Below are 14449 nucleotides of genomic sequence, written 5' to 3' on the forward strand. Positions count from 1 at the left end.
GGTACGGCTCGCCCCCCACGTCAACCGTCCGGTCGACGGCGGCCTCACGCTCCCGGTACGGCCGCGGGGCTATCGTCGGACCGTGTCGTTGCTGGTACTCCTGCTCTCCGTGGGCGCCGCGTGCTGCATGGGCTTCGGTTTCGTCCTGCAGCAGGACGCGGCCCGCCGCGCGCCGCCGAGCGATTTCCTGTCCCCCCGGCTCCTGCTGGACCTGATGAGGGTACCGAGCTGGCTGGCCGGCATCGGCTTCATGATCTGCGGCATGGTCCTCGGGGCGCTGGCGCTCGGGCAGGGCGAGGTGTCGGTCGTCGAGCCGCTGCTGGCCACCAACCTGCTTTTCGCGCTCGCCCTGTCGCGCTACTTCACCGCGCAGCGTCTCGGCCGGCAGGGCTGGGGCGGGCTCTGGCTGCTGGCCGGCGGCGTCACCGCGTTCCTGCTGGGCGGCAGGCCGAGCGGCGGCGAGGCGGTGACGGAGCCGCTGCGCCACTGGCTGGTGATCGGCCTGGTGGCGGGGCTCGCCCTGGCCCTGACCGCCTTCGCCCGGCACCCGCGCGCCCCGTGGTCCCCCGCGCTGCTGGGGCTGGCGGGAGGACTGCTCTACGGGCTCCAGGACGCCCTGACCCGGGTTTCCGGACTGCGGCTGGCCGACGGCGGGTGGGGGGCGCTCTTCACGAGCTGGCAGCCGTACGCGCTCGTGGTCATGGGTGTGACCAGCCTGATCATCGTCCAGAGTGCCTTCGAGGCCGGGCCGCTGCGGATGTCGCTGCCCGCGCTGACCGCCGCCCAGCCCCTGGCCGGCATCGTCTGCGGGATCGGGTTCCTCGGTGACCAGGTACGGACCGACGTCGGTGCGCTCGCCTGGCAGGCGGCGGGGCTCGCGGCGATCGTGGTGGGAATCGTGCTGCTCGGGCTGCATCCGGCGATGCCGGCGGGCAAGGAACGGCACGGCTCCACGGAGGTCCGCGGGGTGGGGTTGGATGGACGTCATGACTCCCGCTGACGAGATCCTGGACATCGTGGACGAGAACGACGTGGTGGTGGGGCAGGCGCCGCGCGGCGAGGCGACCGCGCGGGGCCTGCGCCACCGCTGCGTGTTCGTCGAGGCCAGGGATGCCGAGGGAAGAGTCTTCGTGCACCGCAGGACGGCCACCAAACTGGTCTTCCCCTCGCACTACGACATGTTCGTCGGCGGGGTCGTGGGCGCGGGTGAGTCCTACGACGACGCGGCGCTGCGGGAGGCCGAGGAGGAGCTGGGCGTCCGGGGCCTGCCGCGCCCGGAGCCTCTTTTCAGGTTCCTGTACGAGAGCGGCGGACACAGCTGGTGGTCCGCGGTGTACCAGGTGCGGTGCGAGCCGCCCGTGCGTCCGCAGGCCGAGGAGGTGGCCTGGTACACCTTCCTGACGGACGCGGAGCTGGAGCGGCAGCTGGGCGAACGGCTGTGGGTGCCCGACGGGCTGGAGACGTACCACCGGCTGCGGAGCGTGCGGGCGGGTGGCGCGTGAGCGGCTTCCCGCGCGGGCTGCGGCTGTGGTTCGCGCCGCGGGAACTCCGCGAGGAGGGTGACACCCCGGACTACCGCTTCTCGCTCGCCAACGAGCGCACCTTCCTCGCCTGGCTCCGGACGGCGCTCGCGCTGATCGGCGGCGGGTTCGCCGTGGACCAGTTCCTGCCCGGGCTCGTCCGGGGCGTGCGGACCGGCCTCTCCGTCGCCCTGCTGGCCGCCGGTGTGCTCTGCGCACTGCGGGCGGTCAACCACTGGGTGCGGTGCGAGCGGGCGATGCGGCGTGGCGAGGACCTGCCGGCGTCACGCTTCCCCGCGTTCCTGAGCCTGGCCGTCGCCCTGGTCGCGGTGACGATGGTGGTGGTGGTCCTGTTCGGCTGGGAGGGGCGGTGACCACGCCGGCCCGCGACCCCGGACTGCAGCCCGAGCGGACGCGGCTGGCGTGGCGGCGTACGACGCTGACCTGCACGGTGGTGACGCTGCTCGCCGGCCGGCAGGCGCTGCACGGCGGCGCGGGCCCCGCGGCGCTGATCGCGGTGGCGCTGACCCTGCTGGCCTGGCTGGTCTTCCTGCGGGCGGCGCACCTGCGCGTGGCGGGCACGGCGACCGCCGAGCCCGCGCCGCTGTCCCCGCGGCTCGCGCTGACGGCCGCCGCCTGTACGGTCGCGCTCGCGGTGTTCGCCGCAGCGATGCTGTTCTGAGCACCGGGCCCGGGGGCGGTCCTGCGGCTCAGCTCTCCTCGCCGACGGTGACGACGATCTTGCCCCGGGTGCGCCCCTGCTCGTTGAGCCGGTAGGCCTCCGCGGCCTGTTCCAGCGGGAACACCCGGTCCACGTGGACGGAGATGATGCCCTGCTCGGCCAGTTCCGCGAGGTGCGCGAGTTCCTGGGCGTCGGGCCGTACGAAGGCGTAGTGGCCGCCGTAGGAGAAGACCTCCGCGTCGGCGATGGAGGCGAGCCGGCCGTCGCTCGCGAGCGTCTGCGCGGAGACCCGGAGCGCCTCGCCGCCGACCGTGTCGAACGCTGCGTCGAACCCGCCGGGTACCAGTTCCCGCAGCCGGCCCGCCAGGCCGTCGCCGTACTCCACGGGCTCACCGCCCAGCCGCCGTACGTAGTCGTGGTTGTGCGGCCCTGCCGTGCCGACGACCCGGCAGCCGGCGTGCCGGGCGAGCTGGACGGCGAGTGAGCCGACGCCGCCGGCGGCCGCGTGGACGAGGACGGTCTCGCCGTTCCGCACCTTCAGGACGCGGTGCAGGACCTGGTACGCGGTCAGGCCGCACAGGGGCAGACCGGCCGCCTCCTCGAAGCTCAGGCCGAGTGGTTTGCGGGCGAGGGTGCGCACGGGGGCCGCGACGTACTCGGCGAACGTCCCGCGCGAGAGGAAGTCCTCGCGGACGTAGCCGATGACCTCGTCGCCCACCTCGAACTCGTACACCGCGGCGCCGGGCTGGACGACGACGCCGGAGACGTCCCAGCCGGGGATGACCGGGAAGACGGCTTCCAGCCCCGCCTGGAGGTAGCCCTCACGGGCCTTCCAGTCGACCGGGTTCACGGCCGCGGCCCGCACCTTGACCAGGACGGAGTCCGGCCCCACCTTCGGGTCCGGCCGCTCGCCGTACTCCAGGACGTCGGCCGTGCCGTACCTGCTGTAGCTGATCGCCTTCATCCTTCGACGATCGGCGCGGGCCGGGGCCTCCGCAACTCGGCCGGGACGCCGTTCCTCCCGCGTGCGCGCGGGAGCGGGAACAGCGCGAGGCCCGGGCCTCCCGGGCGATCCGGGGCGGAGACTGGACGACATACCGACTGGTCGGCATCATGGTGCCGACCGTCCCGATCCCGGAGGTGCGCACCATGAGCCCAGTCCACCCGCCAGGCCTCGACCTCGACCTGCTGCGCGGCCGTCTCGACCGCGAGCGGCCCGGCCTGGTGAACGGACCGCTCGAGGCCCGGATCGTCGAGGGGGGACGCTCCAACCTCACCTACGTCGTCACCGACGGTACCGGGCAGTGGGTCGTCCGCCGGCCTCCGCTCGGTCACGTGCTGGCCACCGCGCACGACATGAAGCGCGAGCACCGGGTGATCAGCGCCCTGCACGCCACGGCCGTCCCGGTGCCCGAGCCGGTGCTGCTCTGCGAGGACGACTCCGTCACCGGCTCGTCCTTCTACGTCATGGAGTACGTCGAGGGGATCCCGTACCGGACCGCCGAGCAGCTCGCACCCCTGGGTGCCGCGCGCACCCGGGCGGTCGTGCTGGGGCTCGTGGACACCCTGGTGGATCTGCACGCGGTGGACCCGGCGGCGGTCGGGCTCGGCGACTTCGGCCGGCCGGACGGCTTCCTGGACCGGCAGCTGCGGCGCTGGGGCAAGCAGCTGGACGCCTCGCGCAACCGAGAGCTGGCCGGGATCGACGAGTTGCACGCCGCACTCGGCCGGCGGCTCCCGGAGTCCCCCGCCCCGGCCGTCGTCCACGGCGACTACCGCCTGGACAACGTGCTGGTCGGCCCCGACGACCGCATCAGGGCGGTCCTGGACTGGGAGATGTCCACGCTCGGCGACCCGTTGACCGACCTCGGCCTGCTGGCCATGTACAGCTCCGACCTCGGTCTGCCGCGGTCGCCGGTCTCCACCACGAGCGGTGCCCCGGGCCACCCGAGCCCCGCCGAGCTGATCGAACGCTATGCCGCCCGCTCCGGCCGGGACACCTCGTCGATCTCCTGGTACACGGCCTTCGCGTGGTTCAAGCTCGCCGTGATCCTGGAGGGCATCCACTACCGCTACACGCTGGGCCGGACCGTCGGCACCGGGTTCGACCGCATCGGCGAACTGGTCCCGGTCTTCATCGCGCACGGCCTCACCACCCTCCAGGAAGGCTGATCCACTCCATGGACTTCGCATTCGACGCCCGGACCGACGAGCTGCGCACCGGGCTGCTCGCCTTCATGGACGAGCACGTGTATCCGGCCGAGCAGGTGGCCGAGGAGCAGCGCGCCCGGCTCGCCACCCCGTGGGGCACCCCGCAGGTGGTGGAGGACCTGAAGGCGGAGGCGCGCAGGCAGGGCCTGTGGAACCTCTTCCTGCCCGACGCGGAGTACGGTGCCGGGCTGACGAACCTGCAGTACGCCCCGCTCGCGGAGATCACCGGCCGCAGCCCGCACCTCGCGCCGACCGCGCTGAACTGCGCGGCGCCGGACACCGGGAACATGGAGGTGCTCTCCCAGTTCGGCTCGCAGGAGCAGAGGAAGCAGTGGCTGGAGCCGCTGCTGGCAGGCGAGATCCGCTCGGCGTTCGCGATGACGGAGCCGGACGTGGCCTCGTCGGACGCGACGAACATCGAGACCCGGATCGCCAGGGACGGCGACTCCTACGTCATCGACGGGCGCAAGTGGTACATCTCCGGGGCGATGAACCCGGAGTGCGCCGTGTTCATCGTGATGGGCAAGACGGACCCGGACGGTGAGGACATGCGCCGCCAGCAGTCCATGATCCTGGTCCCGCGTGACACCCCGGGCCTGGAGGTGCGCCGTGCGATGCAGGTGTACGGCTACGAGGACCACGCGCACGGCGGCCACGCCGAGGTCGTGTTCACCGACGTGCGCGTGCCCGCGTCGAACCTGATCGGCGAGGAGGGCGGCGGCTTCGCCATCGCGCAGGCGCGGCTGGGGCCGGGCCGGATCCACCACTGCATGCGGCTGATCGGGATGGCCGAGCGCGCGATCGAGCTGATGTGCCGTCGGGCCGTCTCCCGTACGGCCTTCGGCAAGCCGCTCGCCCAGCAGGGGGTCGTGCAGAACTGGATCGCGGACGCCCGGGTGACGGTGGAGCAGCTGCGGCTGCTGGTGCTGAAGACCGCCTGGCTGATGGACACCGTGGGCAACCGCGGGGCGCACACCGAGATCCAGGCGATCAAGATCGCCACTCCGCGCGCGGTCTGCGACATCCTCGACCGGGCGGTGCAGCTGTACGGCGCCGGCGGGGTCGGCCAGGACTTCCCGCTGGCCGAACTCTGGGCTTCCGCCAGGACGTTGCGGCTCGCGGACGGGCCGGACGAGGTGCACCAGCGGTCGCTGGCCCGCCGTGAGATCAGGCAGTACCTCTGACCCGGTACGGGCGGACGCGCGGGGAGGCGCGGGGTGCGCCTCCCCGGCGGCGGGTCAGAAGGTGAGCTGCCAGCTGTCGATGTAGCCGGTGTCCTGTGCGGCGATGTCCTGCACCCGGAGCCGCCAGGTGCCGTTGGCGGTCTCGGTGGACGCGTCGACCGTGTACGTCGTGATCACGTTGTCGGCCGAGTCGCTGCCGCTGGAGTTCTTCAGCCGGTACGCGCTGCCGTCGGGCGCGAGGAGGTCGACGACGAGGTCACCGCGGTAGGTGTGCTTGATGTCGACGCCCACTTTGAGGGCCGAAGGGGCGTTGCCCGTACGGCCGGTGACGGAGACGGACGAGGTGACGGCCCCTCCGTTGTCGGGGATGGCGACGTCGGTGGCGTTGCTGAACACCGTGCCGGCCGGCGGGGTGACCGATCCGGCGGACAGGGTCCAGACGGCGTGGGCGACCGCGTCGCTGTTGCGGTCCAGGGCGGTGTCGTTGATGTTGGCCGTGGTGTCGCACGAGGAGTGGTAGCAGCGGTCGAAGGCCTGGCCCGCCGTGCCGCCCCACTTCTGGGCCTGGGCACTCGTCTTCGTGTAATCGGCTCCGGAGAAGAGGCCGCCCACCGGGACACCCGCGTTCTTGAACGGGGCGTGGTCGGAGCGGCCGTCACCCTCGGTCTCTATCTCGGTGGGTATCGACAGACCCGCGTAGTAGTCCTTGAAGGTCTGCTCGATGACCGGGTCGTCGTCGTAGACGAAGTATCCGGGGTTGGGTGAGCCGATCATGTCGAAGTTGAGGTATCCGGCGAGCTTGGAACGCTCGGTGGTGCCCAGGCTGTTGACGTAGTACTTCGAGCCGACGAGGCCCAGCTCCTCGGCACCCCACCAGGCGAAGCGCAGGTGCTTGTCCGGTGCGAGCTGCGCCCGGGAGACCGCGAGGGCCGTCTCCAGTACGGCGGCGGAACCGGAGCCGTTGTCGTTGATGCCGGCGCCCGAGGTCACCGAGTCGAGGTGGGAGCCGGCCATGAGCACCTGGTTGGGGTCTCCACCCGGCCAGTCGGCGATCAGGTTGTAGCCGGTGGCTCCGCCGGAGGTGAACTGCTGGAGCGTGGTGGTGTATCCGGCCGCGTCCAGCTTGGCCTTCACGTAGTCGACGGACGCCCGGTATCCGGTCCGGCCGTGGGCGCGGTTGCCGCCGTTGGCGGTGGCGATGGACTGGAGCTGGGTGAGGTGCGCCTTGACGTTGGCGAGCGGGATGTCGGGGGCCGCGACCGCCGCCACGGGGGCGGGTGCCGCCTGGACGGCGGGTGCGGCGGCCGACAGCAGGGCCGTCGCGGCGACCGCGGCGGCGAGCAGGGATCTGGGGCGTACAGGACTCATCGGATGGCTCCGGATTCCGTTCGGGGACTGACGGAACGTGCGGGGGGTCCGCTGCCGTGCACGGCAGGGGCCTGGAGCGGCGGGGCGAAGTGCGGGACCGATGCTGGCGCCAGTGACCGCGTACCGTCAAGGGTGGAATCCGGACATGATTGTTCGTTAATCGGACACGCCGGGACGTGCGGAGGGCGGGCACGTCACGGTACGGGGACCCGGCGCCGACGCGGGGACCTGTGCCTGCGCCGGCTCTACTTGCCGAAGCGGCGTTCGCGGGTCGCGTACGAGCGGAGGGCGCGCAGGAAGTCCACCCTGCGGAACGCCGGCCAGTAGCAGTCGACCCAGTGCATCTCGGCGTAGGCGGACTGCCAGAGCAGGAAGCCGGACAGCCTCTGCTCGCCCGAGGTGCGGATGATGAAGTCCGTCTGGTCGGCGGTCGGGGAGTACAGGTGACGGGAGACGTCGTCGATGTCGAACCGCTCGGCCAGTTCCGCCGGATCACCCCCGGCCGCGATGTGCTCCGCGAAGGCGCTCTTGACCGCGTCGACGATCTCCCGCCGCCCGCCGTAGCCGACCGCGACGTCGACCTTGAGTCCGGTGCGCCCCTCGGTCGCGGCGGTGGCCTCCTTCAGCACACCGGCGCCCGCGCCGGGCAGCATGTCGAGCGAGCCGATCACCTGCACCCGCCAGGGGCGGCCTTCGGCCGTGATGTCCCGGACGGTCTCCTCGATGATCTCTATCAGCGGGCCGAGCTGCTCGGCGGGCCGCTGGAGGTTGTCGTCGGAGAGCATGAAGAGCGTCACGTGCTCGATCCCGGCGGCGGTGCACCAGCCCAGGAACTCGCTGACCTTGGCCCCGCCCGCGCGGTACCCGTCCCGGACGTCCGTGAGCCCCGCCTGCCGCGCCCAGCGCCGGTTGCCGTCGAGCATGATCCCGACGTGCCGCGGCCGTGGCAGCCCCACCAGGGTGGTGGCCAGCCTGCGGGTGTACACCGCTTCTACCGGGCGTCGGATGAACAGGGGAAGCAGCTTCATGGAACCATATCCGTCACGTCGTGGGACCCTCGGCGGACCCTACCAGGGGCCCCGCCCCACCTGTCCGGGTGCCCCCCAAAAGCGCCTGCGCACAGGCGACTTGGCCCGGCCCGCGCTCCCCGCCGGCGCTCTGCCAGGCGCCCGCCCTCAGGGCCGCAGGGCACGCAGCAGCAGGTCCGCCAGGTGGTCGGCGACCTCACGCTGCGTGAGGGGCCCGTCCGGGCGGTACCACGTGGACAGGTGGTGGACCGAGCCGAAGTGGTAGTCGACGACCAGGTCCGCCGGGGTCGCGTCGGAGAACACACCGGCCCGCTGACCCTCCTCGATCAGGGCGCGGAAGCGTTCGTGGTAGCGGCGGCGCTCCATCCGGACCTGCTTGTTCTTCTCCGGGCTCAGGTGGTGCATCGAGCGGAAGAAGATCGAGGCGTCGTCGAGGTTGTCGATGGTGGTGACCACCACGTCCGCCGCCGCGTCCCGCAGCCGCTGCTCGACCGGCGCCTCGGCGTCCGCGTAGGCGTCCAGTCGCTCCTGCTGGAGGCGCAGGACCCGGGCGTAGACCTCCTGGAGGAGATCCTCCTTGGAGCCGAAGTAGTGGTAGAGGGCCCCCTTGGTGACGCCCGCCGCCTCGACGATCTCCTGGACCGAGGTGCGGTCGTAACCGCGCTCGGCGAAGAGCCGGGTGGCGGCGGCCAGCAGCCTCTGGGGGACGGGCGTACCGCTCCCCTCCGTCACCTTGGCCATGGCCGCCACCTGCTCTCTCGTCCGTGCGTGAACCGTCTGCCGTGAAGCCTCTACCGGGGGAACGGCGTCCCCGCCCGAGGATCTTCCCACTCGCCGCCCCGCCGAGCTCCGCCAGGACCTCCACCTCGCGCGGGTCCGTGTACGCGGCGTGGCGCGCCCCGCAGTACGCGCTCGGCCCGGGGGGGGCTCCGCCGCCGCTCCGGGGCGGCCGACCCAGGCCCGCACGGTCCCGCCCAGGTAGGCGTCCGAAGCGCCCCACCGCCACCCCTCGGCGGCGAGGTGCCCGGCCACGGATTCCGGCGACTCGTCCGCCTCGCGGCCGCCGACGCGCCCGTCGATGCAGGCGGGCGCGGGGCGGTCCGGCACCCGGTCGAGGCGCGGACCGGCCCAGGCCCGCACGGTCCCGCCCCCGTGGGCGTCCGGAGCGCCCCACCGCCACTCCTCGGCGGCGAGGTGTCCGGCCACGGATTCCGGCGACTCGTCCGCCTTCCGGAAGGCGTGGACCGTGCTCCCGGCGTGCCGGGCGTCGGGGAGCCGGGCCTCGCCGAGCAGGGCGGTCCGGGGCCCGGCCGCGTGGGCGGAGCCGGTCACGCCCCGGTCTCCTCCCACTTCCGCTGCAGATGGTTCATTCCGCCGAGCCAGTGGTCGGGGTCCTCGGCGCGCGCCCGGTAGTACCCGGCCACCTCGGGGTGGGGCAGGACCAGGAAGCGGTCCTGGTCCATGGCGTCGAACAGGGCGTCGGCGACCACCTCCGGTTCGATCGCGGTCGGGGCGAGCACCAGCTCACCCGCGGAGCCGGCCGCGGTGAGCATGTCCGTACGCACGCCCTGCGGGCAGATCGCGTGCACCTTGACGCCCCGGTGCCGGTAGGTGAGGGAGAGCCATTCGGCGAAGGCGACGGCGCCGTGCTTGGTGACGCTGTACGGGGCGGCCCCGATCATCGTCAGCAGGCCGGCCGCCGACGCGGTGGAGACGAAGCGGCCGCCGCCCCGCTCCAGCCAGTCCGGCAGGAGTTGCCTGGCCGCACGGACGTGCGCCATCACGTTGACGTCCCAGGCCGCCGCCCATACCTCCTCGTCGGCGAAGGCGTCGCCGCCCGAGCCGAGGCCGGCGTTGGCGCAGTAGACGTCCACCCTGCCGCCGAGTGCGTCGCGGGCGGCGTCCACGATGCCCGAGGCGTCACCGGCCACGACGGTGCCGCCGATCTCCTCGGCGAGTGCCTCGACGCGGTGGCGGTCGAGGTCGTTGACGACGACCCGGGCACCCTCCGCGGCGAATCTGCGGGCCAGAGCGGCACCGATGCCACCTCCGGCCCCGGTCACCACTACGCCGGCGTCCTGCACCGCACTCATCGGGTCCCGCCTCTCTCCGCCGTCCTCCACGGCAGACTAACCAGTCGGTATGTGATCCGGGAAGGGGTCCGGGACAGAACCGGCGATCTCCCCGGCCGTGGGCGTTCCGTGGTGCGCGCGCCCGCGCTAGCGTGCGTGACCATGACAGTCGGCGCGATCGTGGAGGTAGCGGAATGACCTTGTCCAGACGTGGTGTGCTGACGGCCGGCGGCGCGGCGGGGGCCCTCGCGGTCACCGGGGCCGGTCCGGCCGCCGCCGCCCCCGGGGACGGCGGCGGGCGCCCGGCGGTCCGCACCGGCTTCGCCCGGCTGGCCGCGGACGGCTACCGGCTGCTGGCCGGCCGGAAGGTCGGGGTGGTCACCAATCCCACCGGGATCACCGCGGACGTACGGCACATCGTGGACGTGATGCACGCCGACGGCCGGGTGGACCTGACCGCCGTCTTCGGACCCGAGCACGGCTTCCGGGGGACCGCGCAGGCGGGCGGTTCGGAGGGCAGGTACGACGACCCGGCGACGGGTCTCCCGGTGTACGACACCTACCTGAAGAGCGGGCAGGCGCTGGCCGACGTGTTCACCGCGTCCGGCGTGGACACGGTCGTCTTCGACATCCAGGACGCCGGAGCCCGTTTCTACACGTACATCTGGACGCTGTACGACTGCATGGAGGCGGCGGCGCTCGCGGGCAAGCGGTTCGTCGTCCTGGACCGCCCGAACCCGGTGAGCGGGCGGGCCGCGCTCGGGCCGGTGCTGGATCCGGCGTTCGCCACGTTCGTGGGGCGCCGCGAGATCGCGCAGGCGCACGGGATGACGGTCGCCGAGCTGGCGCTGCTGTTCGACGCGGAGTTCCTGGCGGCCCGGCCCGTGGAGCTGGAGGTCGTGAAGATGGCCGGCTGGCGACGGTCCGACTTCTTCGACGGGACGGGCCTGCCGTGGGTGCCGCCCAGCCCGAACATGCCCACGCCCGGGACGGCACTGGTCTACCCGGGGACGTGTCTCTTCGAGGGCACGAACCTGTCCGAGGGCCGGGGCACGACCAGGCCCTTCGAGCTGCTGGGTGCCGAGGGGATCGACCACCGGTGGGCGGCTGCGGCGAACGCCCTGGACCTGCCGGGCGTGGCCTTCCGGGAGGCGTACTTCGCGCCGACGTTCTCGAAGTTCCAGGGGAAGACGGTGGGAGGCGTGCAGCTGCACGTCCACGACCGGGAGGCCTTCGATCCGGTCCGCACCGGCATCGCCCTGCTGGTGACGGCGAAGCGGACGTGGAGCGGCTTCGCGTGGCGTGCGGACAACTGGATCGACAAGCTCACCGGCAACAGCCGGGTCCGCACGATGATCGACGCGGGCGCGGACACGGACGAGGTGGTGGCCGCCTGGGCGGCGGACCTCGCGGCGTTCCGGGCGGTGCGGCGGAAGTACCTGCTGTACCGCTGAGCAGCCGGGAGGCGGGCCCGGCCCGGGCCCACACACGGAGGCGGGGTGGTACGGGCCGGGCCCGTACCACCCCGCCTCCGTCAGGTCACCGGCGGAAGTAGCCGGTGATGTCCGCGATCAGGTCGAGGCTGCCCGCGTTGTTGTAGAAACTCACCTTGCCGTTCACGACCGGCACGATCACGAGGTTCGGAACCGTCTGGCCCTTGACCACGTTGAGGTTCGACGCGCTCGTGCGCGTCGTGCCGTCCGGGTAGACCGACACGAAGCTCGTGGCCGAGACGTGCGTCGCCGTCACGTTCAGCACGACCGCCGAGACACCCTCGGCCGGGACCCCGTTGACGCCGGCGACCTTGAGGGTCACCACACCCTCGGGACCGACCTGCGCCTGCGGGACACCCAGACCCTCACGGGTGTCCATCACACGCTTCGGGCCGAGGTTGATGTGCGTGGCACCTTCGCCGGCGGAGGTGAAGTAGCCGGTGATGTCCGCGATCAGGTCGAGCGTGCCCGCGTTGTTGTAGAAGCTCACCCTGCCGTTCACGACCGGCACGATCACGAGGTTCGGAACCGTCTGGCCCTGCTTCACGTTCAGGTTCGACGCGCTCGTGCGCGTCGTGCCGTCCGGGTAGACCGACACGAAGCTCGTCGCCGACACACGCGTCGCCGTCACGTTCAGCACGACCGCCGAGACACCCTCGGCCGGAACCCCGTTGACACCCGCGACCTGGAGGGTCACCACACCCTCGGGACCGACCTGCGCCTGCGGGACACCCAGACCCTCACGGGTGTCCATCACACGCTTCGGCCCCAGGTTGACGTGGGTGGAACCCTCTCCGGCGGAGGTGAAGTAGCCGGTGATGTCCGCGATCAGGTCGAGCGTGCCCGCGTTGTTGTAGAAACTCACCCTGCCGTTCACCACGGGCACGACGACCAGGTTCGGGACCGTCTGGCCCTGCACCACGTTCAGGTTCGACGCGCTCGTACGCGTCGTGCCGTCCGGGTAGACCGACACGAAGCTGGTGGAGGAGACATGCGTCGCCGTCACGTTCAGCACGACGGCGCCCACATCGGTGGCCGGGATGCCGTTGGCGCCGGTCACCTGGAGGGTGACCACACCCGCCGGGCCCACCTGTGCCTTCGGCACACCGAGGCCGACCCGGGTGTCCATCAGCCGCTGCGGGGTGACGGGCACGAACTTCTTCGGACTCGGGACGTTCACGTTCACCGCGGCGGTGGTCGTGGCCTTCCCCGACTGGTGGACGGCCTTCACGGCGACCTTGTGGCTGCCGGGCAGGAGCGTCGTGGAGGCACTGCGGGCGTTGCCCGCGACGTTGTTCACGGTACGGCCGTCGACGAGGAGTTCGAACCCGCTGATCAGCGAGGACGGCGTCGTCGTCGACCAGTTCACCGTCACCGGACCGGGCGTCTCGTAGCCCGAGTCCACGGCGAACGCCCCGCCGCCGACCGAGGAGACCTTGAGACCCTGCACGGGTCCGGCCGCCAGCGTCCGGATGGCCGGAAGCTGCGGGTAGAGCTGCATGCCCGGGCACTCGGTGTTGAAGCCGTCCCGGTGGCCCGAGATCTGGTCGAACGTGTAGGACTGCCCGGCTGTGAAGGACTTGCCCGCGTAGTTCTTCTGCGTGGCACCCGCCAGCAGCGTGGTGGTGCCGGCCGGGTCACCGCCGTACTGCCCGAGCTTGTACGCGGCCATCCGGGCGGTCGCCTCGAGAGCGGCGCTCGGCGCACCGGCGTCCGTGTAGTTGCCGATGATCGCGACACTGGTCGACTGGCTGTTGAAGCCGTAGGTGTGCGCGCCCATGACGGGCTGGTCGATGCCGCCCTGACGGCCCTCGAATATCTTCCCGCACTTGTCGACCAGGAAGTTGTAGCCGAGGTCGCGCCAGCCGTTCGTCTTCACGTGGTAGACGTGCAGCGCCCGCACGACGGCCGCGGAGTCCGCGCAGTTGTACGTGCCGTCCGTGGTGTGGTGCACGAAGACGGCCTTGATGACGCCGCCCTCGAGGTAGATCGGCCCCTCGTTGTTCAGGGACTCGTCGGCGCCCCACTCGGCGCGGGTGACGACCGGGGGCTGCGGAACCGTCGACGGCGGGCCCGGGTCGACAGCGGGGGCGGCGAAGGCGGCCGGCTCGGCGTCCGCCGCGCCGATCGGGGCCTTGCCGTACCCGGCGGCCGGGTCGACCATGTCGAGCCGGAGGCCGGCCGGCAGCGTGCCGGAGGCCGCGCCGTCACCGACCCGTACCTCGGCACCGTCCGAACGTCCGACCCACACGGGCTCCGTGGAGCCGCGTTCGGTGGGCCGCTCGCCGTCGAGGCCGGGCCGGTACGGCTCCAAGGTGATCCAGTCGGACCACTCGCCGGTCTCCACGCTGCGGGTCCGGGCCTCGATCGTGCCCTCGACCGCGGCGTGGGCGTCGGGCCAGGAGACCCCCAGCATGCCGAACGGCTCGGTCGTGCGCCGCGAGAGGGAGGCCTCGCCACGCCCCTCGTTCTTCAGGGCGAGCTTGTGCACCTCGCTCTTGACCGGCCCGTTCTTCCCGGTCGCGGCGCTGTACAGCCCCGCGCCCGCACGCTGCCCCCCGGGGTTGTGCGCCTCTTCCGCCCCGGTGCCGTTCGCGACGCTCTGGAACCCCAGAACCGCGACGACCCCGAGTGCGGCGGCCACGGCCGTGCCGCGGACTCGTTTCACTCTCACGTAACCCCCACCCTTTATGCACATGACATGGTTGAACGGCGGAATGCTACTGGCTCATACACGGATCGGGGAGCGCGGGGGCGGCGGAGGTCCCATCCGTCCGTAAATGCCGAAGGCCCCGGTGCGGCCGCGAACGGCGTTACGGAGGGCCTTTTCTGACGCTACATCAGTTCAATTCGGCCGCGTGGGCCCGGCCGGCCCGCAGGGCGTGCACGCC

At 72.2% G+C, this 14449-nt stretch carries 13 protein-coding genes; 7 read left to right on the top strand and 6 right to left on the bottom strand.

The annotated features are described in order from the left end of the window. Positions 1-82 precede the first annotated feature (82 nt). The 4 genes from BA175_RS23140 to BA175_RS23155 are packed head-to-tail and all read left to right on the top strand — an operon-like array spanning position 83 to position 2202. Entirely contained in the window at positions 83-1000 is a 918-nt protein-coding gene (locus BA175_RS23140) for a DMT family transporter (protein WP_069173420.1), read from the top strand. Further along, on the top strand, positions 987-1502 hold the full coding sequence (locus tag BA175_RS23145) for an NUDIX hydrolase (RefSeq protein ID WP_069173719.1): 516 nt from the start codon (positions 987-989) through the stop codon (positions 1500-1502). The genes BA175_RS23140 and BA175_RS23145 overlap by 14 nt, the downstream gene beginning before the upstream one ends. Next, a complete protein-coding gene (locus tag BA175_RS23150) occupies positions 1499-1894 on the top strand; it encodes a YidH family protein (protein ID WP_069173421.1) in 396 nt (131 codons plus the stop codon). The genes BA175_RS23145 and BA175_RS23150 overlap by 4 nt, the downstream gene beginning before the upstream one ends. Beyond that, positions 1891-2202 (top strand): DUF202 domain-containing protein, encoded by a 312-nt coding sequence (locus BA175_RS23155; RefSeq protein WP_069173422.1) that lies wholly within the window; start codon positions 1891-1893, stop codon positions 2200-2202. The genes BA175_RS23150 and BA175_RS23155 overlap by 4 nt, the downstream gene beginning before the upstream one ends. Before the next feature lie 28 nt (positions 2203-2230). Here the strand turns inward: BA175_RS23155 and BA175_RS23160 are convergent, their stop codons facing one another. Continuing rightward, on the bottom strand, positions 2231-3166 hold the full coding sequence (locus BA175_RS23160; protein ID WP_069173423.1) for an NADP-dependent oxidoreductase: 936 nt from the start codon (positions 3164-3166) through the stop codon (positions 2231-2233). A gap of 185 nt (positions 3167-3351) precedes the next feature. Here BA175_RS23160 and BA175_RS23165 point away from each other — a divergent pair, with 185 nt between their 5' ends. After that, entirely contained in the window at positions 3352-4374 is a 1023-nt protein-coding gene (locus BA175_RS23165) for a phosphotransferase family protein (protein ID WP_069173720.1), read from the top strand. Between the two features lie 8 nt (positions 4375-4382). Next, positions 4383-5597, top strand: a complete 1215-nt coding sequence (locus BA175_RS23170; protein WP_069173424.1) for an acyl-CoA dehydrogenase family protein — start codon at positions 4383-4385, stop codon at positions 5595-5597. A gap of 54 nt (positions 5598-5651) precedes the next feature. Here the strand turns inward: BA175_RS23170 and BA175_RS23175 are convergent, their stop codons facing one another. From BA175_RS23175 to BA175_RS23190, 4 genes are all read right to left on the bottom strand, one after another. Beyond that, a complete protein-coding gene (locus tag BA175_RS23175; protein WP_069173425.1) occupies positions 5652-6965 on the bottom strand; it encodes a M28 family metallopeptidase in 1314 nt (437 codons plus the stop codon). A 245-nt stretch (positions 6966-7210) separates the two neighbouring features. Further along, positions 7211-7993 (bottom strand): isoprenyl transferase, encoded by a 783-nt coding sequence (locus tag BA175_RS23180; RefSeq protein ID WP_069173426.1) that lies wholly within the window; start codon positions 7991-7993, stop codon positions 7211-7213. 147 nt (positions 7994-8140) lie between these two features. Continuing rightward, positions 8141-8734 carry a TetR/AcrR family transcriptional regulator gene (locus tag BA175_RS23185; protein ID WP_069173721.1) on the bottom strand — a complete coding sequence of 198 codons (594 nt, stop codon included), beginning with the start codon at positions 8732-8734 and terminating at the stop codon, positions 8141-8143. Positions 8735-9321: 587 nt separating this feature from the next. Next, positions 9322-10086 carry an SDR family oxidoreductase gene (locus BA175_RS23190; protein WP_069173427.1) on the bottom strand — a complete coding sequence of 255 codons (765 nt, stop codon included), beginning with the start codon at positions 10084-10086 and terminating at the stop codon, positions 9322-9324. Positions 10087-10259: 173 nt separating this feature from the next. Between BA175_RS23190 and BA175_RS23195 the strand changes: the two genes are divergently transcribed. Continuing rightward, entirely contained in the window at positions 10260-11519 is a 1260-nt protein-coding gene (locus BA175_RS23195) for an exo-beta-N-acetylmuramidase NamZ family protein (RefSeq protein WP_069173428.1), read from the top strand. Positions 11520-11604: 85 nt separating this feature from the next. On the opposite strand, the gene BA175_RS23200 is transcribed toward BA175_RS23195, so the two are convergent. Beyond that, positions 11605-14232, bottom strand: a complete 2628-nt coding sequence (locus BA175_RS23200) for a peptidoglycan recognition protein family protein (RefSeq protein WP_079159741.1) — start codon at positions 14230-14232, stop codon at positions 11605-11607. Between the last annotated feature and the right edge of the window lie 217 nt (positions 14233-14449).

It is taken from the genome of Streptomyces griseus, from assembly GCF_001715295.1.
Lineage (GTDB): Bacteria > Actinomycetota > Actinomycetes > Streptomycetales > Streptomycetaceae > Streptomyces > Streptomyces griseus_G.